Raw genomic sequence first — 19716 nt, 5'->3', positions numbered from 1 at the left:
TCGCGCTCTGCGTGAGAATGCACCCTGTGATGCTCTGCGTCACCTCGCTCCGGGCTTAAGATTTACGCCTGCATCAGGACGCGGACCGTCCGGTGCGGCATTCCCACGCAGAGCGTGGGAATGCTCGGTGCGTATGAAAACTTACTGCGGCGCCACCATCTGCGTCCGAGGCTTCCCATCCGCGTTGTGCTGGTAAATCGCCTCAGGCTGGCCCTGCGCATTGAAAAACACCTGGCCGATCCCGGCCGAATTCCACAGCCGCTCACCCGCTTGCGCATGCTGCGGAATATGCGGCACCACCTGCATGGTGCGCCGGCGAGTGAACCAGTTGAGCGGGGAGCGGGGCGAGTAGAGCCAGCGGTTGAGGCGGTCGAACCATTCCAGCAGTCGTGGGGGGAATTCGTTCTTGATGCCGCTGCTGGTGATCTGCCAGATCCTGGGGCCGGCATTGCGGTGGCGGATCAGCACTTCGTAGACGAACGAGTAATGCACGTCACCCGAGAGGATCACGTAGTTACCCGGCGTGCGCGAGTGGCGGAAGATGTTGAGGATCACCTGGGCGGCGCCGCGATGGGCCATCCAGTTTTCGGCGTCCACCAGCAGCGGGTAGCCACACCAACTGAACATCTTCTGCACGGTCTCGATCAGCTTGACGCCAAAGATCGGCGCGGGCGAAACGATGATGGCGCAAGGGTGGTCCAGCAGTTCCTGTTGCAGCTCGCTCAACGCCTCCCAGTCCAGCAGGCCGGACGGTTGCTTGAGAACAAATTCACTGCGCCAGCGCCGGGTGCGGGTATCGAGCACCACCAGGGCGGGCGTGGTGGGCAGTACGTAATGCCAGCGTTGGAATTTCAGCAGCGCTGCCTGCAGGTCATCTTGCGCAATGGCGTCCAGGTGGTTGTCTTGCGCTTGGGTGGTCAGTGCCTGGGTTTGGCTCAACAGTTCGCCAAACACATCCGGCTGGTTGCCCCAACCCTGGCACAGCAGGTAAGCGAGCAGAGCATTGCCGATGATGCGCTTGGAGAACGGGTGGCCGTAGGCGGTTTCTTCCCATTGAGCGCTGAGGTTCCAGTCATCGGTGATGTCGTGATCATCGAAGATCATCAGCGTCGAGAGGTGGGCGAACACCCGTGCGACGCCCGGCAGGCCGTCACGGAATTGATCGATGTGCACCTGCTCGCGGGCATACCGCCGCTGTTCTTCGACGTTCAGTTGCGGCGCTTGTGGCGTGATCAACTGCCAGGGCGTGGGCGACCAGGCCAGCAAGTACATCGCAATCACTTCGGCAAAGGTCACCAGGTGATTGTCGGCGGTACTGCTGGTAAAAATCGGCTTTTTTACCCCTCCAAAAAACCGTTCACGCAGGGTCTCGTTGCTGTCCAACGCCGGGAGCAGATCCGCCCGATGGTAATAGCTGGCGCGATGCCCATAGAGGCTGGCGCTGTCGTCCACCACCGCGCCTTCCAGGTATTCGTCGTACAGGCCCAAGCGCGCAATCAATGCATGAATGGCGCGCAGCATCGGCCCGGCGACATCGTCGGCGTAAATTTGGTCGCCACTCATCATCAGCAGGGCCGGGCGTTGAGCCGGCGTGTGTGCCTCGGCCAGCACGCGGTCGACGCATAGCAAACCTTCGTCGGCTGGGTGGTGTGGTTTACGGCACGAGCCATGCACCAGCTGGTGGATGCGGCTGTGCAGTACGAAATTGGGGTGCTGCGCTTCGGCATACAGCAAGTGCGGCGCCCACTCGGCGATGCCGATGTTATCGATCAGCAGGTCGTAGCCGATAACCACGTCCAACGGCAGGGCCTCGTCCAGTTGCACGTCGATCAGGTGAATAAAGGCATGGCGCCCCACCGGTACGATTTGGCACTGGCCTTGGTCCAAGCGAATGTCCTGGGTGTGTTCGGCAACGTGCAGCCTCAGGGTCGGCGACAGTTCACGACTTGCCACCAGCCACAACACCAGGCGCTGGGGCGCCAGTCGCCGCAGCAGCGGCCCAGCAAGGACGGCGGGCAGGGTGCCTGCTTGAAGCATAGGGATGACGACTCTGTGCAAGTTAGGCACGTAGATTAACCCAGTGGATGTCAGTGTTTTGTTAAGTGACTGCGCGCAAGTGGAGGGTTGTCGCCCTCCTTTTTTATTACCTAGAGAAGATTGCCTTGGCCCAGGCTATCCAGGTTGCCGGAGCGCCTGTCCTTTTGCGGTTCGCTTGCGCTGCTGAAGTCTATGGTCGATCCCGGAGCGGGCTGGGGCGTTGGCACATGCGTAATCTGTTTGATGTTGGCTACCTGGGTAAAGCTGAGGCTGGTCGCGGCAATGTTGAAAAAAAGATCCATGGTGGTGTCCTCTGTCAGGCTAAGAGTGGTGTTGAGTTATCGCGCTGTAAACGCGCACTGAACTTACAAAGCCTCGGCCGACCGAGCTATATACGTCTTGGGTCAAAACGTGACAAGGCTAGGGGCCACTTCACCGCCGCAAACGGGGCCAAACTGCTTTAAAAATCACCCCCGGCGCCCGCCCCACAGGTGTTCTCCCGTGGCGTAGTTGCGCCTTCCTTGCCTTCCACTACGAAGGCCGCACGGTGTTCCGCCACCCCATTACGTAACGCGCTGTAGTAATCCGGCAGCTTCTGTAGGCTGTCGGTGAGCGGCAACTGTGACGCCCGCGTATCCACCGTGCCACCCACCAGGCTGACCGTGCCCAGTGTCTGCACGGTATCGCTGTCGCCCAGCGGTGAGACCAGAAAACTCAGGACCTTGCCGGCGGCATCGCGGCTGTTACCGGTGCCCAGCAACGGCAACTCGACGATCGGCCCGTTGCCTACGCCCCATACGCCGAAGGTCTGGCCGAAATCGGCGGTATGGCGTGGGATACCAAGGTGGTCCGACACATCGATCAACCCCACCACACCCACCGTGGTGTTCACCGCGAACCGGCCAAGGGTATTAACCGAGCGATGCGGATTGCCTTGCAACAGATCGTTGATAAACACCTTTGGTTCGTTGAAGTTGCTTGCGAAGTTATGCACACCCTGTTGGAAAAAATCCGGCAGGTAACGGTAACCTCGCGCTACAGGCGCCAAGGCGTAGTTATCCACAGCACGGTTGAACGCGAACACACGACGGTTGACCGGCTCGGCGGGGTCATACACCGGGTAGGCCACCTGCGCGCAGCGGGTGGTGGGCGCCACATTGGCCGGGCTGGCACAGCCGGTCAGGTAAGACACGGTCATCAACAACACCGCCTGGCGGGCCAAATGCTGGGGGTAGGTCAGCGAGCGCATGGGCACAGTCTCCACGAAAAGGAGGCCGATGCTGGCAGGCCGAGCTTGCGCAAAGATGTCTGGTTTATTGCGCGGTTGACGCTTTGTTGCACGGTTGAAATATATGACGAACCGCGCCGAATGGTTTTAGATGGCACCTCGACCCAGCCAAGTGATGCCCGCCGGTGAGTAACCTTTTGATCGTGGACGATGACCTTGAAGTCCTCGCGCTGCTGAAGAAATTTTTCCTGCAACACGGCTACGCAGTCGAGACGGCGGCCAGTGGCGCCGACCTATGGGCGGCCATGGAGCGCGAGCCTGCCGACTTGATCGTCCTCGACCTGATGCTGCCTGGGGATAACGGCTTGCTGCTGTGCCAGCGTTTGCGCCAGCAGTACGCGACACCGGTGATCATGCTGACCGCCATGGGCGAGCTCAGTGACCGTGTGGTGGGGCTGGAAATGGGCGCCGACGACTACCTGAGCAAACCCTTCGACGCTCGCGAGCTACTGGCGCGAGTGCGCGCCGTGTTGCGCCGGGCCGGTGAAAACCGGCCACCTATGGGCGAGGTGTCACGGCCGCTGATCCGTTTTGCCGGCTGGCAATTGGACCTGACCCGGCGTGAATTGCGCTCGCCCGACCAGGTGATGATCCCGCTGTCATCTGGCGAGTTCGACCTGCTGTTGGTGTTTGCCGAGCACCCGCAACGCGTGCTGACCCGTGAGCAATTGCTGAACCTAGCGCGCGGCCACAGCCACGATGCGTTCGACCGCAGCATCGACGTGCAGGTCAGCCGCCTGCGCCGCAAGCTGGAGTTCGATACCAAGCGCCCGGCGATGATTCGCACGGTGCGCAACGGCGGTTACCAATTCACCGCCATGGTCACCCGTTCATGAGGCGCCTGCCCCGCGACACGGTGGCGCGTTGGATCGCCCTGACTATCCTGATTGCGATGCTCACGGCGCTCGCGTTTAACGCACTGTTTGTGCAATTGGCTGGCGTATGGGCGCGGCCGCCATTGACTGAAATCGGGCTGCTGGAAAAAGTCGCCGTGTTGGTGCGTGTGGTCGAAGCCTCCGAGCCCGCGCAGCGCCCGCAACTGGTCCAGGCGGTCGGCGATGCGCAGTTCAGCGTGGCGTGGGCCACCCAGCGTGAGACTTTTGGCTTGCCCGAACTGCAAGACCCGGATTTCCATTCGGGGGATGAGGCGTTCAAGCATCTGCTGCCCGGGCCGCCGCGACCGATGGAAGCGTATGAGCCGTCCGATTGGCCGGGCGACACAGGCCATTACGCCCTGTTGGTGCAACTGGTCGACCATTCCTGGCTGATGTTCAGCGCGCCATCGCGCAGTTGGGGCCTTGGGGACGGCGAGCGCAGCGTGATCGTGTTGCTGCTGGTATTGGTCTCTACCGCGTTGGTGACTCTGGTAGCGACGCGCCGCCTGGCGCGCCCGCTGCAGCAGTTCGCCCTAGGCGCACGGCGCTTCGGTTCTGACTTTCGCGCGCCGCCTATCGAGCCGGTCGGCCCCCACGAAATTCGCCAGGCAATCCTCGCCTTCAATAGCATGCAGGCGCAGCTACGGCACTTCATCCAGGACCGCACGCAAATGCTCGCGGCGATTTCCCACGACTTGCGCGCGCCCCTTACGCGGTTGCGCCTGCGCGGCGAGTTCATCGAAGACGCCGACCAGCAGCGCCGACTGTTTCGTGATGTGGATGAAATGCAGGCGATGATCAACACCGCCTTGGAATTCTTCCGCGATGATGCACGCCTGGAGCAGGCCACCCAGCTGGACTTGGCGGAACTGCTGCAAACCCTGATTGACGACTATCGCGACCAAGGCACCGACATCCGCTTTTGTGGCCCGCCACGGCTGGTGTATTTCGGTCGCCCGCTGGGTCTCAAACGCGTAATGACCAACTTGATGGACAACGCCATCCACTATGGCAAGACGCCGGAAATCGAGCTGCTGTACATCGCCGGAGAGGTGGTGATCCACGTGCTGGATCGCGGGCCGGGCATTCCTGCCGAGCATCGTGAGCAGGTGTTTCTGCCGTTCTATCGCCTGGAAGGCTCACGCAACAAAAGCACCGGCGGTGTAGGGCTTGGGCTCTCCACCGCACGGGCGATTGTGTTGGAGCACGGCGGCACGCTGACCCTGGCAGACCGCCAGGGTGGCGGCTTGGTGGCGGTGCTGGTGTTGCCGGTTTAACAGGCGGGTTTTATGTGGCGAGCGGGCTTCCTGTGGCGAGCCCGCTCGCCACAGGAAGCTCACTGTTGACAGTCAGGTCGGCGACAACTCGATGGCCTTTGGCACCGTAAAGATGAATTCGCTGCCCTGGCCCACCTCACTTTGCGCTTCGATCCGCCCGCCGTGGGCCTGCACGATACCCTGCGTGATGTACAGCCCCAGCCCGCTGCCGGTGGGGTTGTTCTCCGTTTGCGTCCAGTAGCGATCAAACACATGCGGCAACTGCTCCGGCGCAATGCCTTCGCCGGAATCGCGCACTGAAAACATGATTTCCTCGCCGTTGCTCAAGGCGCTTACGCTGATGGTTCCCTGGCGCGGGGTGAACTTGATGGCATTGCCGATCAAGTTCGACAACACCTGGAACAGACGCTCCGGGTCCCCATTGATCTGCAGGCCCGGCTCTGTGTTGAACGACAGCTCGATGCCTTTCTCCATCGCCAACGGCGCGAGCAGCGCATAGGCCTCTTCGAACATCTGGTTGACGTCCAGCACCACCGGTTTGACCACATAGCGCCCGGCCTCGATTTTCGAGGTGTCGAGCAAGTCTTCCAGCAGCACGTTCATCCGCCCGGCGGCCTGCTGCATGGTGTCGATGGCCGAGGAAATCCGCCGCGAGGTGTGTGGGCCTTCGGAGCTGAAGGCCTTTTGCATCATCCCGCAAAGCATCGAGATAACTGTCATCGGGTTACGCAGGTCGTGGGACACCACGGCGACCAGATCATCGCGAGCGCGCACGGCTTGTTGTTCGCGCAACACTTGGCGGGCCAGGTCATTTTCCAGGGCGGAACGGCGCAGGTCGTTGGCCGCAAACAGGTCGCCATGGCTCCACTTGGTGGAGATGCCGGCCATTTCCACTTTCCAGATTTCAAACGAGGTGCGTGGGCGAAGACGTAAGCCGGCGTCGGAATTTTCCAAGTTCAGCGGTTTATTCGGGTCGCCGCTCCAGTTGATGTTCTCTTTCACTTCCGGGCGAAACCACAGCACGCCGTTATCCACAGGCTTTGGCAGGCTCATGGCCAACACGCCACTGGCCACGGGCTGAAACTCGGCAGCTGGCGGGTATACCGAGGTCAGGTTGTGGCTGGAGAACACCGGTTCGCCGCTGGTTTGCAGCCACGTGTGCAGCGCACGAATCTGCTCAGGCTGCGGGCAATTGCCGTAGCAGTGCAGCTGTTTGTCTTCGATGATCGCCACGCCGCCCGACAGGGTCAGGTCCATCAGCACGTGCGGCTGCTGGGCCAGGCCATCGAACACATTTTGTTCAGACGCTTTCATCGCCTGATCAAGCAGGGCCAGGGCTTCAACCTTTTCTTCGCGTTGGCGGCTCAGGTCCAGGGCTTCCATGGCACTGATCTGCAACGACAGTACCTGGCCGATGGTTTGGCAGGCTATGCGCAGGTCATTGGGCACCAACAGCGGCTCGCGGTTACCGCAACTGATCAAGCCCCAGAGCTTGTCACCCGCCATCAACGAGATGCTCATGGACGACAGCACGCCCATGTTCTGCATGTACTGGCAGTGAATCGGCGACACGCTGCGCAGGGTGGCAAAGCTCAAGTCCAGCGGCTGGCCGGTGTCCGGGCGCAGCTTGGGCAGCAACGGCACCGGCTCGTAGGCAGCATTCGGGATGATACGCAGCCAATTGGTGCGGTAGAGCTCGCGGGCCTGCTCGGGGATATCGGAGGCTGGGAAGAACAGCCCGTTGAACTGCTCCATGGACGGCGACGACGCTTCGGCAATCACCTGCCCGTGGCCTTCTTCTTCGAAACGATAGATCAGCACCCGGTCATAACCGGTCATGGCCTGGATTTCATTCACGCTGATTTCGTACAGCGCTTGCAGGTTTTTCGCCGACTGCAAGCGTTGCAGCATCTTGCCCAGGTCGCTGGTGCGGCCATTCAGGGGGCGCGGTTTGAAGTCTTCCAGGTGCGGTTCGAATTCCAGCACCAGCACGTCTTGATGGCGATGCAACAGCCCTTCGAATCGCACACCGTTGAAGGTGACGTGCAGCGCCGTCGCGTCGAAAAAAGTGTCGTGTTCAGCCATGGCCTGCACGGCTTGGGCATGTTGCGCGCCAATCAAGGTGTGCAGTGGCTGGCCCAACAGCGCCTCAGGCGCGTGGTTGAACACAGTGCCCACATTGGCGCTGACCTGCATGATGTTCAGCTCAGGTGCCGATAACGTCAGCAACACGCCGTGGGGCTGAATCGCGCCTGGAGTGCGAATGGGTTCGTCGGAACAGTTGGCATGCAGTTCCTCAAAATCTTCGGGTTTCATAGCAGTACCTCCTGGCTGGCAAGCCATTGCTCAAAGCCGCTGAATGTCGAACAGGCAGCAATCACCGCGTGCTGTTTGGCCTGCGTGTCCAGTGGCTGGCGGCTTAGGTAATCGAGAAAGTCTTTCCAGCGCCGGCCGGTCTCGGTGCCGTACACGTTGAGAAACGCGCCGCCGTTGTCCGCGTCGACGGCCAGGCGTTGAGCCATTTTCCGGCGCAACACTTGGCCGCCCAAGGTCGCGCCTTCCAGCACATACAGGGCACCGAGGCAGGCGGCGGGGGTATCGAAAGTGGGGAGTTCGCAGCAACGGGGCAGGGCGCTGATAGCGTCGTCCGTCAGGCCAAGGGCGTAGAGGTCGCGCAGCAGCGTTGGCGTTTTCACACGCAACGACGTATCGAATCCATTAGGGATCAAGCCGCTGTCATACAGCACCGCTTCCATCGGCCTATAAAATCCGTAGTACGCCTGGAGCAAGCGCTGGTACCAGTCGGCATCCAGGCACTCGGAGAAAAACGGCAGGCGTTTTTCCAACGCTACATGCAGCAGGCCAGTGCCTGAGCGCAACGTTTCCAGCAATGAGGGCGCACCAACGTCAAGGGCCTGTGAATGCATTCAATGAGCTCGAACTGGGGGCCTTTCGGCCATGAATGACGCGGGTGAAACCGGCGACAATTCTACACAACTCATTGCCGTCAACTGCACGCACAAGGCGAAAAGGCTGACCAGCGCATCAGAAAAGTCGCTCCTTGCGTGATTAATGACCACAGGGCAACTCATCAAGTTCGCGTTAAGTGATATTGCGGTGCTATCAATGCAGGGACGAGCCCTTTTGGATCAGCGCGGTTTGCACGCACTCAACCAAGTGCTCGGCGCTCCACGGCTTGGGCAAAAAACGCACAGACCCGCCCAGTTGCTCCGCCAGCTTAGTATTGCCGGAGGTCAGCACCACCGGCACCGACGGCCAGCGATGCGCCACCACCTTGCTCAGGTCGTAGCCGTTGAGCAAACCCGGCATCTGGATATCGCTGACAATCAGGTCCACCGGGTCATCGCAGCGTTCCAGGTAAATCATGCCTTCATCCGCCGAAGGAAACGAGGTGACGTGCGCCCCGAAGTCCTCCAGTACATCCACCATTAACGAGCGAATGATCTCGTCGTCTTCCAGCACTAAAATCGATGGCTGAGCCATGATCCTTACTCCACCATCAGGGTTCAGTAAGGTGGAGTGGGGCGGGTGGGGATAGGTTCGATTAGATGTGCCTGAGGCGATGGGTGGTTGTTTGAACCGTCTAGGTTGCGCATCTGCAGGGCGTATTGCACGATACCGACGCTTCCCACCAAGGACCGGCCCACTTCCCACGAGCCGCCGCACAAGGCCGTCAATCATGAACACGCCTTCCGCCCTGCTGATCGACCAAAACCTTGGCAACCGCATGATCAAAGTCGACCACGCCGGCGAGCATGGCGCGATTTGTGTCTACAGTGGCCAACTGTTCATGGCGCGGTTTTTTGCTCCCAGCATGGTGGCTGAGCTGACGGAGTTTCTTTCCCATGAGCGCCGCCACCGCGCGGTGTTCCAGGCCGAGCTGCAGCGCCGTGGTTATCGCCGTTGCCGCAGTTATTGGCTATGCGGGCTGGGTGGGCTGGTGCTGGGGTTGATCACCGGGCTGTGCGGGCGTAAGGCTATCGTCGCTACCACGGTCGCGGTCGAAAGCGTGGTGCTCAAACACCTGGCGCATCAACTTCATACCTTGCACGACATCGACCCCTTAGCCGTGGCGGCGATTGCTTCCATCGTCGAGGAGGAACAACACCACCATGACCACTCGGCCGCACAGATTGATGTGCGTGACCCGTGGTTCAGGGCGCTCACGCCGGTGGTCACGGCGTGGACGGAAACGGTGATCTGGATGGGCATGCGCTCCTGACAAACAGGCATAATCGCCGTAACACCCGCTGTGGAGCCCACCATGAAGTACGCGTTACTGACCCTCGCCCTGATCCTCAACACCGCCCCGGCCTTTGCGGCCGGCGATGCCGAGGCGGGCGGCAAGCTGTTCAGCAAGACCTGCGGCGGCTGCCACAGCATCGGCGAAGGTGCGCGCGGCGGCTTTGGCCCAGAGCTTAACGGCATCATCGGCCGACCCGCCGGCACCACCACGGATTACCAGTACTCCGACGCGATGAAAAACTCCGGCGTGGTCTGGTCCCGCGACAAGCTCGCCGCCTACATCGAGGCGCCGAAGAAGGTGGTCAGCGGCACGCGCATGATCTTCTGGGGCATCAGCGACCCGCAGAAGATTGAAAACATCCTGGCCTACCTGGAAACTTTCCAGCCCAAGTGATCACTCGCGCACATTCTTGAACAGCATCAACCGCGCGCTTTCATGCAGCCCGCGCGTCAGCCCCTGTAAGCGTTGAAACTCTTCGGGATGCTGCTCGGCCACGTCGTCCCGAGGCGTTTGCGAGGCAAGGTCGTGCAGGGTTGGTAAGCTGCCGTCGTGTTGCATCTGCAGCAGGAAGTCCTTGGTCACGCCGCCGATAATCGGGAAGGTGCCCTCGTGCAACACCAGCGGCACCACGCGTTCGCCTTCTGGCGCCGGTTGCTGGATGTCGCGGCCCATCGCGCCATTGCGAAACGGTATGCCGGCCATGCCGGCAACAGTGGGCAGCAAGTCCGCCAGGCCCACGGCCTCTTCAATCACCCGCGGTTGCAGGCCCGGCGCGTGGATCAGCATCGGCACGTTGTTGCTTTCCAGGCCCAATTGCTCGAAGGCCGGTGCCATGTGCGGGATCTGGCTGATGCGGGTGTTGTGGTCGCCGAAGAACACAAAAATGCTGTTGTCGTACCAGCCGCCGGCCTTGGCGATGTCCATCAGGCGGCCGATGTTGAAGTCCAGCAAACGCACTGCGTTGTATTGCTCGACGCTGCGCGAGCCGGCGGCCTGGGCTTGCTCCAGCGTCACGTCATGCACCTGGAAGCCGTCGTTCTGCTTGGGGATGGTGAACGGGCGGTGGTTGCCGGAGGTTTGCACGTAGGCGAAGAAGGGCTGGTCCTTGGGCACGGCGCGCAGCAACTGGTCGCCTTCCTTGAACAGGTCCAGGTCGGAGATGCCCCACACGTCCACCCGTGGCGAGCGCCAGTAGCTTTCGTCAAACAGCTGCACGCCATCGATGCTCTGACGAATCAGCGCATTGATATTCGCCCAGCCAGCGTTGCCGTTGATCATGTAGAACTTCTGGTAGCCCTCGAACGCGTTGATCAGCGTGTGTTGCCGCGTGATCAGCGGGTTGCGCGTGGCGGTCTCCTGGCGCGTGACATCGGGCACCCCGGTGATGCTTGCCCACACGGTTTTGGCAGTGCCGGTGACGGGCACGTAGAAGTGTTTGAAGAACCAGCTTTGCGTCGCCAGTTTGTCCAGGTTCGGCGTGGGGTTCAGCGGGTTGCCGTAGGCACCCACGGCGCTGGTGCCTAGGGACTCGAGCATCACGAAGATCACATTGGGCGGGCGCTCGCCTTGCAGGCGATAGGGCTGCACGCCTTGCTCGCGGGTGAAATTCAGTTGCTTGGGATCGGGCTGAGCAACGCCTAAATACTGCGCAACCTGCGGGTAATGGTCGCGCACTTTGGCTTCATCGAATTGCGATTGGCCAACCTTGAGCGTGTCGTACAAAAACAGCACCGGGTTCAGGCCCACGGCGGCGACCTGGCTGTTGCCGGAAAAGAACGCATCGCTCCAGCGCAGCGGCACCGGGTTTTCCAGGTTGAGGTTGGCCACGCGGCCGAGCAGGGCCAGCAGCACGGCGACAACGCCGACCACGGCCACAGACGCCACCGCCCACTTGCCGATGGTTTTGGCTTCGCGATCCAGGGTCAATCGCTCCAGGCACACCAACGCCCACACCCACAGCGCCACGGCGGCCAGCCAACAGGCGGTTATCCACAGCACCGGGTAGGTTTCCCACACCATCTGTTGCGAAATCTGTGCGTCTTGCAGGTAGCGCAACACCGTCGCATTGATGCGCACGCCAAGGTAGGCGTAATGGCCGAAGTCGATGATGTACACCAGGCCGACTACGGCCAGGGCTACGACCAGATAGCCGCGCGCCAGCCAGCGCAAGGCGGGCAGGGTGGTGAGGTTCCAGCGCGGGAACCAGGCCAGCAGCGCCAGCGGCAGCAGGATCAACACCGCCAGGCGCAGGTCGAAACGCAAGCCGATGCCCAGGGTTTCCAGCAGCGCCGGGGTGTTAAGAGCAAGGCCGGAAAAGCTTATTAAAAATACCAGCCGCAAAGCGGCCAGCAACACAAACACCAACCCGATCGCGCCCACGCCGTAGCGCAGGCGGCGTGATTGCAACACACCCATCATTGACTCTTCCCAATTTCAAAAACTACATAGGGCAAATGTGGGAGCGGGCTTGCCCGCGATGACGGAGTGTCAGCCACCTTACCCGGTACCTGATACACCGCTATCGCGGGCAAGCCCGCTCCCACAGTTTTGAACTTCATTGCTTTCTCGACAGTGCTCGGCTCGGGTATTTCCAGGCTGCTTTTACCAGCAGCCAGGATCCTGCGACTATGCAGTAGCCCGTCAAGAGCGGATCGACCAAGTAATCCCAATAGTTCTCCGACGCCTTGAGCCGCAACGCGAACGCCAGGGTGCCCAGCGCCAGCATCCACACCGCCAGCGCATTGCGCAGCCACAGCATCAACAGCGCCGCCGCGCCCACCAGCACAATCATCGGCCGAGGGTTGAAGCCCCAGCGGTACGGGTCGTAATACGTCAGGCCCAGCGTGGCGGGGTACAACAGCAGGCTCAGCACGCCAAACAGCACCAGCAGTTGCAGCTGATGTTGACGAGTAACCGGCTGCACCACGCCCAACCGGCACAGCCCCACCCACGCCAGCAACACCAAGGTGCTGATGGCCAGGTCATCGGTAAAGCTGCGCACATACGCCGCCAAGGGCAGTTCATTCACCGGGATAAAGCTCAGCACCACCAACACCGGCAGCAGCCACGGCCGCCACGGTGCGGTAAAGCGCAGGGCACACAACGCCACAAACCCCAGCAGCACAAAACTCAAATGGGCTTGCCACACAGAAACCATTACAAATGCTCCGCCAGCCAGGCTTCGTTGAAGCTGACATGTTTGATAAAGGTGTTATTCCACGAGTACACCAAGTGGTACATGCCGTCCGGGCTGCGGCTGAAGTACGGGTACTCGTACTCAAAATCGCAGCCACTGGGTTTGCACACGCGGTAATCCAGGTTGCTCAGAAAGCGCTGCTCCAGCGGCAGGCGCTGGGCACCACTGGAGGCGCGGAAGCCTTCGCCGATGATTTCTTTGTAGGCCTCATGGGCGAACGGCTGGCCGAGCGGGTCGGGCGACTGGTCCAGCTCTATCACCGTGCGCCATTGGCTGAACTGGGCATCGGTGCCGTAAAGGCTGAGCTTGAAGCGGCCGTCTTGCAGGTCGTTGAGGGCGACCAACAAACCGTCGTCCCGGGTGGCCACCGCCGCCAGCGATGAATTGGGGTTGGCCGGCTCCAGCGGGTACGGCTCGCTCCAGGTTTGGCCGGCGTCAATGGTGCGGCTGGCGAGCACGCGGTGATAGGTGTCACCGGCATAGCGCAACATCGCCACGGCGCGCAGGCCATCCTGCGCCACGATGGTCGGTTGCAGAGAGTTCTTGCCACGGCTGATGCGGAATTTGTCGATCACCGCACCGTCGGCGCTCAAGTACAGGTACTCGGCAAACTTGCCCATGAACTCGTGATACACCGGCAGGCCGATAGAACCGTCGGCGTGAAACACCGGCGCGGCACGCACCAAGGTGCTGATATTAAAGAACGGCGAGGTCACCAATTGCCGAGGCGCTGACCAGTTCGCACCGAGGTCCTCCGAGACCATCACGTTGATCGCACTGGTGGCCCAGCCGCCGACCGACACCGACACGTAAAACATCCACAGGCGTTTATCCGGCCCCAGCGCAATCACCGGGTTACCCAGTTTGCGAATGTAGCGCTGAGTGCCGTCGCGGGTACTTTCGCGCGTGGCCAGCACCTGTTCGGCGCCCCATTCACCGCTGCGCGCATCAAACCGCGCGGTGCGCACTTGCACATCGGCGGCGCCTTCGCGCGAACCTGCAAACCACACGGCCATCAAGTCGCCGCCGGGCAGGGCGGTGACGGAGGAGGAGTGCACAAAGTCGGTGAGTTGCGAGGACACGAAGCGGCTGGTGTATTGCGGCGCCGCCGCGACCTTTGAATTGTTCGGGCTCGCTTGGGCAAAGGGCGCCAGCACATGGGGCGGATGGCTAAGCCAGGCGGCGATGAAGACCCCTAGCAGGCTGCAGATCAGTAAAACGGGGCGCATAGAGAACCTGTCGGAAAAAAGGATAACTGCGCATGTTCATCCGGCAGGTGCTCCTGCGGCCGGTGAGCATGGATAACGACAGGTTGTCCCGTACCTGGTCCCATAAACGCAGGAATATTTCTCTGCATACGTGGGAAGGTTCACAGTGCAAAACCAACCTTAGCGCAACCTTAGTTGGCAACGTGGCGTAACATCTTTCCCGCAAGGGCCCGCACCAGAACCGGCATGATTCCGCCGTTTCCTACAGAGAATCTGCTATGCGCCTACTCCTAGTCGAAGATGATCGTGCCCTCGGCCAGGGCATTCGCGTGGCATTGGGCGCCGAAGGCTACACCCTGGATTGGCTGCAAGATGGCCTCAGCGCCCTACACGCCCTGCGCACGGAAAGCTTCGATTTGTTGCTGCTCGACCTCGGCCTGCCACGCCTCGACGGCCTCGACCTGCTGCAACAACTGCGCGCCGAGCAACACGACTTGCCGGTGCTGATCCTCACCGCCCGCGACGGCACCACCGAGCGCATCGCCGGGCTGGACGCAGGCGCCGACGACTACCTGATCAAACCCTTCGACGTCGAAGAGCTCAAAGCCCGCGTGCGCGCCCTGTTGCGCCGCAGCCAGGGCCGCGCGCAACCGATGCTGGAACACGCCGGCGTCAGCCTCGACCCCGCCACCCAGCAAGTGCGCTACCAGGACGCAGACATCATCCTCACCCCGATGGAATACCAACTGCTGCACCAACTGATGGTGCGCCCTGGCAAAGTCGTGACCCGCGAGCGCCTGGCCCGCGCTTTATATGGTTGGCAGGACCGGGTTGAGAGCAACACGTTGGAAGTGTTGATCCATAACCTGCGCAAAAAGTTATCCACAGAGCTGATCCGCACCGTGCGCGGTGTTGGCTATGTGCTGGTGCTCAAACTGTGAACTCGGTTCGCGCGCGCATCCTTATTCCCGTGCTGATGCTGATCCTGCTGGGCGACGCCCTGATCTGCTGGCTGATGCTGCGCGACAGCCACCACGAAATCGAAGAAGTCTACGACGCCCAACTGGCCCAAAGCGCCCGCCTGCTGCAAGGCGTGCTGCGCCAACGCGACCTCGGTGAGGCCGACTTTGACCGCCTCTACCAAGCCTTCGACCACGCCATGAGCCGCATCGGCGAAGACGGCGCCGCCCACCCTTATGAAACGCCGCTGACCTTCCAGGTATGGCGCACCGACGGCCAACTCCTGGTGCGCTCCGCCCAAGCGCCGATCCTCGATGCACCGCCCACCCACCTCGGCGCCCACGACCTGACCCACGACGGCAACGACTGGTGCGCCTTCCTCCTCGTTGACCCACAGCAGGGTCTGCTGATTTGGGTGGGCGAGCGCGACGACATGCGCCAAGACCTGATCGAACGCATCGTGCGCCACACCCTCTGGCCCACCTTGATCGGCGTGCCGCTGCTGACCGTACTGATCTGGCTGGCCATCGGCTGGGGCTTCAAACCCCTGCGCGCCATGGTGCTGGCGATTCGTGGGCGTAACACCGACGCCTTGCAACCGTTGAGCCTCAAGCCCCTGCCCTCCGACCTGGAACCCATGCAAACCGCGCTGAACCGGCTGTTGGTGCACATGGATGACCTGCTGGAACGCGAACGCCGGTTTATCGCCGATGCTGCCCATGAACTGCGCACGCCGTTGGCCATCCTGCGCATCCATGCACAAAACGCCCAAAGCGCCGCCACCGAGGAGCAACGGCGCGAAGCGTTGGACTTTCTGGTGAAGGGTGTGGACCGCGCGACACGGGTTGGCAGCCAATTGCTGACCATGGCGCGCATCGAACCGCACCTGAGCAACCTCGTGTGCAAGCCCGTGCAACTGATGGAATTAGTGCGCGAAGAACTCGCTGAGCTGGCGCCACTGGCGATGGACAAGGGCGTGGAGCTGGTGCTGGAAGGCAACGAAGATTGCTGGGTGGAAACCGAACCGGTGGCCCTGGCCATCGCGCTGCAGAACCTGGTAACCAATGCGCTGAATTTTTCCCCGGCAGGCAGCGAAGTGAAAGTGCTGATTGGCGCTAACTGCTTGAGCGTGGAAGACCAAGGCCCGGGGATTGATGAAGCCGAACTGAGCCGCTTGTTCGAACGGTTCTACAGCCGCGATAACGCCAATGGCGCGGGCTTGGGCTTGGCGATTGTGGACATGATCGTGGGCAAGATCGGCTGTCGGTTGATGTTGCACAACCTGGAGCAGGGCGGGTTGTGTGCGCGGTTGGTATTCAACCAAACCTGAAGCGGCCCCGGCTCAACGGTGGGGAATGTGGGAAATGTGGGGCACGTAGGAAATATAGGAAATGCAGGGCATGTAGGAACGGTGGGAGTTGTCGAGCCCCAGCGAGGCGACGATGGGATCACCTCGGTACGCCTGCCCAACCCAAGCGCCCGCATTGCTGCTCTGCTGCAGATCATTCGTTTAAACTCCGCTCAAGTCATCACATTCACCCTCGATAAGGACATCCCCCATGAAGCGAATCGCGCTGCTCACCCTCGCTCTGGCCCTGTGCGCCTGCCAATCCAACCAGCGTGACTCATCGCCCTCCCTGCTCAAAGACGGCATCCAGCTGCGCCAAAAAACCGTGGCCGTGGACGCAGACCACGCCAAAGTAGTGATGAAAGCCTATGGCGGCACCGCGCCGGTGGAATTCTCGATACGCCGTGAGGGCGACGCCGACCCACGCATGGAAATCCTCGGCACGGTGATGGACACCGGCGAAGGCCGGGTTTTCAACTGGATCGCCAAATTAAACCAGACGGTCGCCAGTGCCGGGCTCAAGCGCTTTCCTCAGTTGGAGATACAGGCTGATCCGGGCAAGCAGTTGACCGTATCCAGCACCGCGAGAGAGTCTCGACCGGGTATCTACTCAATATGCGGGCCGGTGCTCAGCAGCTTCGTGCCGGAGCGGGCGAAGGTGTATTTGGTGGAGTTTCAGTTCAAGGGGGAGGTGTGTGTGCAGCAGGTGTTTGATGTGACGGACCCGGCGAATCGGGTGTTGGTTGAGGGGGCGGGGAGTGGGGTGAAGTCGGGGTGAGTTTTAACGTGGAGCCTGCGGAAATACCACACCGTTGAAGGTGTGGGTGCAGCAGTTACAATTTGGCGTCATCTGTTCGGATGTCAGTTGGGGGTTAACTTTTTGCAGGAGGCCTGCGGCGTCGACCCACAAACCGCTGTAATAGCTGGAATCACCTAATCGCACATATTCGTCTTTGTCGCTTTCATGCAGCGCAACCATCCAGAACACCGGCTCTGTACGATCCAGGCGAGTGTTAGCTTCGCTGAAAACCTTGTCCCACGGCTGGCCGACTTTGGACAGGAGAAAGCGGAATAGTGGCGTGTAGTCAAAACCGTGTCGTTGATGGCTGTGCATTGAGCCACGGTTAGACAGTGAGCTTTTTTCACTTTTGGTATGCCGCTCATAGCGATACGCGCAATGACTACCGTGGTGCACACCATGGGTTCGGGTGTTGACTGAGCGGTAGAGGAGGGGCTTTTTCTCTGAAAGTGAAATTCTACGCATCAAACTTGGACTCTTTGGAAAGTTAGCGTGGTGTGGCCATTACGCGTCGCATGCCAAATACAGCGACGCATTTTTTGGAAATACCAATGAGGTGAATTTTTCGATGCCTTCGATTTGTTGGGGAGTAAGTAGGTAGTCATAAACACATTCGTGTTCGTCCTCCCAACCCATAATAGGCAGCAAATCGGCAGCTTTCAGGTTGAGCGGGATCTCAGTCGAAATATGCTCGCTCCCCGCTGGGACTACGTAGATCAGGTGATTCATGGGTCTATCCTTCTCTTGTCTTCTGCATCTTTGGTTCGTTCACCTGTTATAGGATCGAATTCACCCAAATGCTTCCCTCGCTTGTTGTACTTCTCGACCTTACCTCGTTCGAAGTCCCATTCGTAGATATAGCCATGGGGATCCTTCCAGCGCGGCCTAAGGTGGCCTCCGCCCTTGACTCCGGATTTGGACGGCGCACGTACGGCCTCTGGAAACGCAGTTAAAAACCGTGGGCTCGGTTGATACTTGTGGTCTCCTGCCCGAACGCTAACCACCACATACAGCGGCCGAACCCCCGATTCCACCGGGAACACCAGAATAAAATCCCGATACTCCGGCGGGTAGATCGGGTTCACCAGAATCTGCGCCGCCTTCTCCGTCGGCGGGTAAATCCAAATTACCGGCGCTTGCGGCGCAGCCTCCAACGCCGGAATACCCAGCGTGTCGCCCCGATCAACCGCAGGCGTCCAGATCAGCTCCACGCCCTCACCCAAATCCGCCACAAACTGATCGCCACGGCTTTGGAACTGCACCACATCAATCATCTGCCAATCGGCATGGTTGCCCGTGTAAAACCCATACCCCTTGAGCGTGCCATCCTCACGCTGCTCCACATGCAAACGCATCTGCGACCGCGCCCGTTGCAGCGAACGCAGTTGCTCCTCGCTGTAAAGCGCGCTATCGCCCAGCGCCGACGGCCAAGCCAGCGCCACTAACCCCGCCAACAGCCCACCCGCCACAGTGCCAGCGGCGCCGACTGCGGACTCCACCACCGCTGAGCGCAACGCCAATTGCCCCAAACCAACGGGCAGCGCACTGCCGCTGATCTTGCTCAAGGCAACCGCGCCTCGGCTGTCCACCTCGCGCCCACCCAACAGGCTGAAATGGCCGTAATCCTTGATCAGCTCCAACGGTACGTAACCGGTGGGGTTGTTGTAGCGAATAATGCCGTCGGGCAGTTGGCAGGGTTTAGTGAACACGCAGCCGGGAAGCTTTGCGGGCGAAGGCGCCGGGGCGGGTGCTGAGTCGAATAAATCTATCGGCGGCGAATAGGGCTCCCGCTTCGGCTGCGGAGTCAGGATTCGCCGTTTGAGTTGGTCCTCTTCGGTGATGGGGTACGCGCGTTCTGGCATGACGGGCTCACTTCCTTTTGCGGGGGAGTGAGCGTACGGGGGGGAATCAGAGGTTGATGTCGGCTTTGTGCGATGGTGGGTGTGGGAAAAGTCAGCTGGTTTCTAGCGACCCCAAAGTGGGTAGTTGAGGTTGCTTATATCAGGGCCTCCAAGCAGGTGATCGACTGAGCTATGGCTACATCAATAGCGTACCTCTGGCGCAAGTTCTGGGAACTCGGCAGCTAGTTGCGACAAGCATTGCTGCAGCATTTTGGCATCGTGAGGCATGCGTTCTGAAAAAGCGTTCCATCCGTAGAATTCAAGCTCTTTGGGCATCTCCACCAAGGCGCTGATAGCGTCCCAGAAGGCATCCCAGTTTTCACCGTACCATCCGGGGAAGTTGAGTGAGTTGCTTAACACTGAGTGGAGGTCATCGGAATTTTTGATGCTGCTCAGGTCTATTTTGATGACGGATGATCTGATCACATATTCACCGTTCACCAGCTTGCAGGGGCTTGAATAAATTCGTCCCCTTTACTTGCTTGCCGGCTTGTTGAGAAGTGTTGGCGCCTTGAGTTCCTGAGTTTCAGGTTCGGCAGGGAGCGGAAATCTGTACATAC

20 protein-coding genes are annotated in these 19716 nt (G+C 60.5%); 7 read left to right on the top strand and 13 right to left on the bottom strand.

Features of this window, described 5'->3' with window-relative positions; translation table 11 throughout:
- Positions 1-141 precede the first annotated feature (141 nt).
- The 3 genes from K0P33_RS26735 to K0P33_RS26725 all read right to left on the bottom strand — a co-directional run bounded on the left by K0P33_RS26735 (position 142) and on the right by K0P33_RS26725 (position 3286).
- Positions 142-2037 (bottom strand): alkaline phosphatase D family protein, encoded by a 1896-nt coding sequence (locus tag K0P33_RS26735; protein ID WP_094949397.1) that lies wholly within the window; start codon positions 2035-2037, stop codon positions 142-144.
- Between the two features lie 110 nt (positions 2038-2147).
- A complete protein-coding gene (locus K0P33_RS26730; protein WP_242152433.1) occupies positions 2148-2339 on the bottom strand; it encodes a hypothetical protein in 192 nt (63 codons plus the stop codon).
- 158 nt (positions 2340-2497) lie between these two features.
- The gene (locus tag K0P33_RS26725) at positions 2498-3286 is read right to left on the bottom strand and encodes a VacJ family lipoprotein (RefSeq protein ID WP_242152431.1); all 789 of its coding nucleotides are present in this window, start codon (positions 3284-3286) and stop codon (positions 2498-2500) included.
- Between the two features lie 164 nt (positions 3287-3450).
- On the opposite strand from K0P33_RS26725, the gene K0P33_RS26720 reads away from it, so the two are divergent.
- Together K0P33_RS26720 and K0P33_RS26715 are read left to right on the top strand one after the other, a co-directional pair.
- Entirely contained in the window at positions 3451-4161 is a 711-nt protein-coding gene (locus K0P33_RS26720; protein ID WP_094949400.1) for a response regulator, read from the top strand.
- Positions 4158-5477, top strand: a complete 1320-nt coding sequence (locus tag K0P33_RS26715) for an ATP-binding protein (RefSeq protein WP_094949401.1) — start codon at positions 4158-4160, stop codon at positions 5475-5477. The genes K0P33_RS26720 and K0P33_RS26715 overlap by 4 nt, the downstream gene beginning before the upstream one ends.
- Positions 5478-5549: 72 nt before the next feature.
- On the opposite strand, the gene K0P33_RS26710 is transcribed toward K0P33_RS26715, so the two are convergent.
- From K0P33_RS26710 to K0P33_RS26700, 3 genes are all read right to left on the bottom strand, one after another.
- Positions 5550-7793: an ATP-binding protein gene (locus K0P33_RS26710; protein WP_242152429.1), complete on the bottom strand. Its 2244-nt coding sequence runs from the start codon at positions 7791-7793 to the stop codon at positions 5550-5552.
- Entirely contained in the window at positions 7790-8404 is a 615-nt protein-coding gene (locus K0P33_RS26705) for a biliverdin-producing heme oxygenase (protein ID WP_094949403.1), read from the bottom strand. The genes K0P33_RS26710 and K0P33_RS26705 overlap by 4 nt, the downstream gene beginning before the upstream one ends.
- Before the next feature lie 196 nt (positions 8405-8600).
- Positions 8601-8981, bottom strand: a complete 381-nt coding sequence (locus K0P33_RS26700; RefSeq protein WP_094949404.1) for a response regulator — start codon at positions 8979-8981, stop codon at positions 8601-8603.
- A gap of 196 nt (positions 8982-9177) precedes the next feature.
- Between K0P33_RS26700 and K0P33_RS26695 the strand changes: the two genes are divergently transcribed.
- Both K0P33_RS26695 and K0P33_RS26690 read left to right on the top strand, forming a co-directional pair.
- Positions 9178-9720, top strand: a complete 543-nt coding sequence (locus K0P33_RS26695; protein WP_242152426.1) for a demethoxyubiquinone hydroxylase family protein — start codon at positions 9178-9180, stop codon at positions 9718-9720.
- A 42-nt stretch (positions 9721-9762) separates the two neighbouring features.
- Positions 9763-10137, top strand: a complete 375-nt coding sequence (locus tag K0P33_RS26690; RefSeq protein ID WP_094949405.1) for a cytochrome c family protein — start codon at positions 9763-9765, stop codon at positions 10135-10137.
- Here K0P33_RS26690 and K0P33_RS26685 read toward each other — a convergent pair whose 3' ends face one another.
- The 3 genes from K0P33_RS26685 to K0P33_RS26675 form a co-directional block, all read right to left on the bottom strand.
- Positions 10138-12159 carry an LTA synthase family protein gene (locus tag K0P33_RS26685; RefSeq protein ID WP_094949406.1) on the bottom strand — a complete coding sequence of 674 codons (2022 nt, stop codon included), beginning with the start codon at positions 12157-12159 and terminating at the stop codon, positions 10138-10140.
- A 139-nt stretch (positions 12160-12298) separates the two neighbouring features.
- The gene (locus tag K0P33_RS26680; RefSeq protein ID WP_094949407.1) at positions 12299-12901 is read right to left on the bottom strand and encodes a hypothetical protein; all 603 of its coding nucleotides are present in this window, start codon (positions 12899-12901) and stop codon (positions 12299-12301) included.
- Positions 12901-14169, bottom strand: coding sequence for a sialidase family protein (locus K0P33_RS26675; protein ID WP_242152422.1), 1269 nt, complete (start codon positions 14167-14169; stop codon positions 12901-12903). Before K0P33_RS26675 ends, K0P33_RS26680 begins: the two co-directional genes overlap by 1 nt.
- Positions 14170-14426: 257 nt before the next feature.
- Here K0P33_RS26675 and K0P33_RS26670 point away from each other — a divergent pair, with 257 nt between their 5' ends.
- The 3 genes from K0P33_RS26670 to K0P33_RS26660 all read left to right on the top strand — a co-directional run bounded on the left by K0P33_RS26670 (position 14427) and on the right by K0P33_RS26660 (position 17234).
- Positions 14427-15089 (top strand): response regulator, encoded by a 663-nt coding sequence (locus tag K0P33_RS26670; RefSeq protein ID WP_094949409.1) that lies wholly within the window; start codon positions 14427-14429, stop codon positions 15087-15089.
- Complete coding sequence (locus K0P33_RS26665) at positions 15086-16438, top strand: ATP-binding protein (protein ID WP_094949410.1); 1353 nt, start codon at positions 15086-15088, stop codon at positions 16436-16438. Before K0P33_RS26670 ends, K0P33_RS26665 begins: the two co-directional genes overlap by 4 nt.
- Before the next feature lie 229 nt (positions 16439-16667).
- Positions 16668-17234 (top strand): hypothetical protein, encoded by a 567-nt coding sequence (locus K0P33_RS26660; RefSeq protein ID WP_094949411.1) that lies wholly within the window; start codon positions 16668-16670, stop codon positions 17232-17234.
- Positions 17235-17237: 3 nt separating this feature from the next.
- Here K0P33_RS26660 and K0P33_RS26655 read toward each other — a convergent pair whose 3' ends face one another.
- The 4 genes from K0P33_RS26655 to K0P33_RS26640 form a co-directional block, all read right to left on the bottom strand.
- Positions 17238-17720 (bottom strand): hypothetical protein, encoded by a 483-nt coding sequence (locus K0P33_RS26655; RefSeq protein ID WP_242152419.1) that lies wholly within the window; start codon positions 17718-17720, stop codon positions 17238-17240.
- 39 nt (positions 17721-17759) lie between these two features.
- The gene (locus K0P33_RS26650; RefSeq protein WP_094949413.1) at positions 17760-17984 is read right to left on the bottom strand and encodes a hypothetical protein; all 225 of its coding nucleotides are present in this window, start codon (positions 17982-17984) and stop codon (positions 17760-17762) included.
- On the bottom strand, positions 17981-19117 hold the full coding sequence (locus K0P33_RS26645; protein WP_242152416.1) for an S-type pyocin domain-containing protein: 1137 nt from the start codon (positions 19115-19117) through the stop codon (positions 17981-17983). The genes K0P33_RS26650 and K0P33_RS26645 overlap by 4 nt, the downstream gene beginning before the upstream one ends.
- A 180-nt stretch (positions 19118-19297) precedes the next feature.
- Positions 19298-19582 (bottom strand): barstar family protein, encoded by a 285-nt coding sequence (locus tag K0P33_RS26640; RefSeq protein WP_094949459.1) that lies wholly within the window; start codon positions 19580-19582, stop codon positions 19298-19300.
- Between the last annotated feature and the right edge of the window lie 134 nt (positions 19583-19716).

This window comes from Pseudomonas sp. ArH3a, assembly GCF_022648765.1.
In the GTDB taxonomy this organism is placed as follows: Bacteria; Pseudomonadota; Gammaproteobacteria; order Pseudomonadales; family Pseudomonadaceae; genus Aquipseudomonas.
Note: the sequence above shows the minus strand (reverse complement) of the source record. Positions and strands in the feature narration are given on the sequence as shown.

What these genes read in the sequence shown, in the direction of transcription:
- K0P33_RS26650 (WP_094949413.1), bottom strand. Translation starts at nt 17,984, where the DNA reads ATGAATCACCTGATCTACGTAGTCCCAGCGGGGAGCGAGCATATTTCG.
- K0P33_RS26685 (WP_094949406.1), bottom strand. Translation starts at nt 12,159, where the DNA reads ATGGGTGTGTTGCAATCACGCCGCCTGCGCTACGGCGTGGGCGCGATC.
- K0P33_RS26705 (WP_094949403.1), bottom strand. Translation starts at nt 8,404, where the DNA reads ATGCATTCACAGGCCCTTGACGTTGGTGCGCCCTCATTGCTGGAAACG.
- K0P33_RS26735 (WP_094949397.1), bottom strand. Translation starts at nt 2,037, where the DNA reads ATGCTTCAAGCAGGCACCCTGCCCGCCGTCCTTGCTGGGCCGCTGCTG.
- K0P33_RS26645 (WP_242152416.1), bottom strand. Translation starts at nt 19,117, where the DNA reads ATGCCAGAACGCGCGTACCCCATCACCGAAGAGGACCAACTCAAACGG.
- K0P33_RS26695 (WP_242152426.1), top strand. Translation starts at nt 9,178, where the DNA reads ATGAACACGCCTTCCGCCCTGCTGATCGACCAAAACCTTGGCAACCGC.
- K0P33_RS26710 (WP_242152429.1), bottom strand. Translation starts at nt 7,793, where the DNA reads ATGAAACCCGAAGATTTTGAGGAACTGCATGCCAACTGTTCCGACGAA.
- K0P33_RS26725 (WP_242152431.1), bottom strand. Translation starts at nt 3,286, where the DNA reads ATGCGCTCGCTGACCTACCCCCAGCATTTGGCCCGCCAGGCGGTGTTG.
- K0P33_RS26690 (WP_094949405.1), top strand. Translation starts at nt 9,763, where the DNA reads ATGAAGTACGCGTTACTGACCCTCGCCCTGATCCTCAACACCGCCCCG.
- K0P33_RS26700 (WP_094949404.1), bottom strand. Translation starts at nt 8,981, where the DNA reads ATGGCTCAGCCATCGATTTTAGTGCTGGAAGACGACGAGATCATTCGC.
- K0P33_RS26680 (WP_094949407.1), bottom strand. Translation starts at nt 12,901, where the DNA reads ATGGTTTCTGTGTGGCAAGCCCATTTGAGTTTTGTGCTGCTGGGGTTT.
- K0P33_RS26670 (WP_094949409.1), top strand. Translation starts at nt 14,427, where the DNA reads ATGCGCCTACTCCTAGTCGAAGATGATCGTGCCCTCGGCCAGGGCATT.
- K0P33_RS26660 (WP_094949411.1), top strand. Translation starts at nt 16,668, where the DNA reads ATGAAGCGAATCGCGCTGCTCACCCTCGCTCTGGCCCTGTGCGCCTGC.
- K0P33_RS26675 (WP_242152422.1), bottom strand. Translation starts at nt 14,169, where the DNA reads ATGCGCCCCGTTTTACTGATCTGCAGCCTGCTAGGGGTCTTCATCGCC.
- K0P33_RS26730 (WP_242152433.1), bottom strand. Translation starts at nt 2,339, where the DNA reads ATGGATCTTTTTTTCAACATTGCCGCGACCAGCCTCAGCTTTACCCAG.
- K0P33_RS26715 (WP_094949401.1), top strand. Translation starts at nt 4,158, where the DNA reads ATGAGGCGCCTGCCCCGCGACACGGTGGCGCGTTGGATCGCCCTGACT.
- K0P33_RS26655 (WP_242152419.1), bottom strand. Translation starts at nt 17,720, where the DNA reads ATGCGTAGAATTTCACTTTCAGAGAAAAAGCCCCTCCTCTACCGCTCA.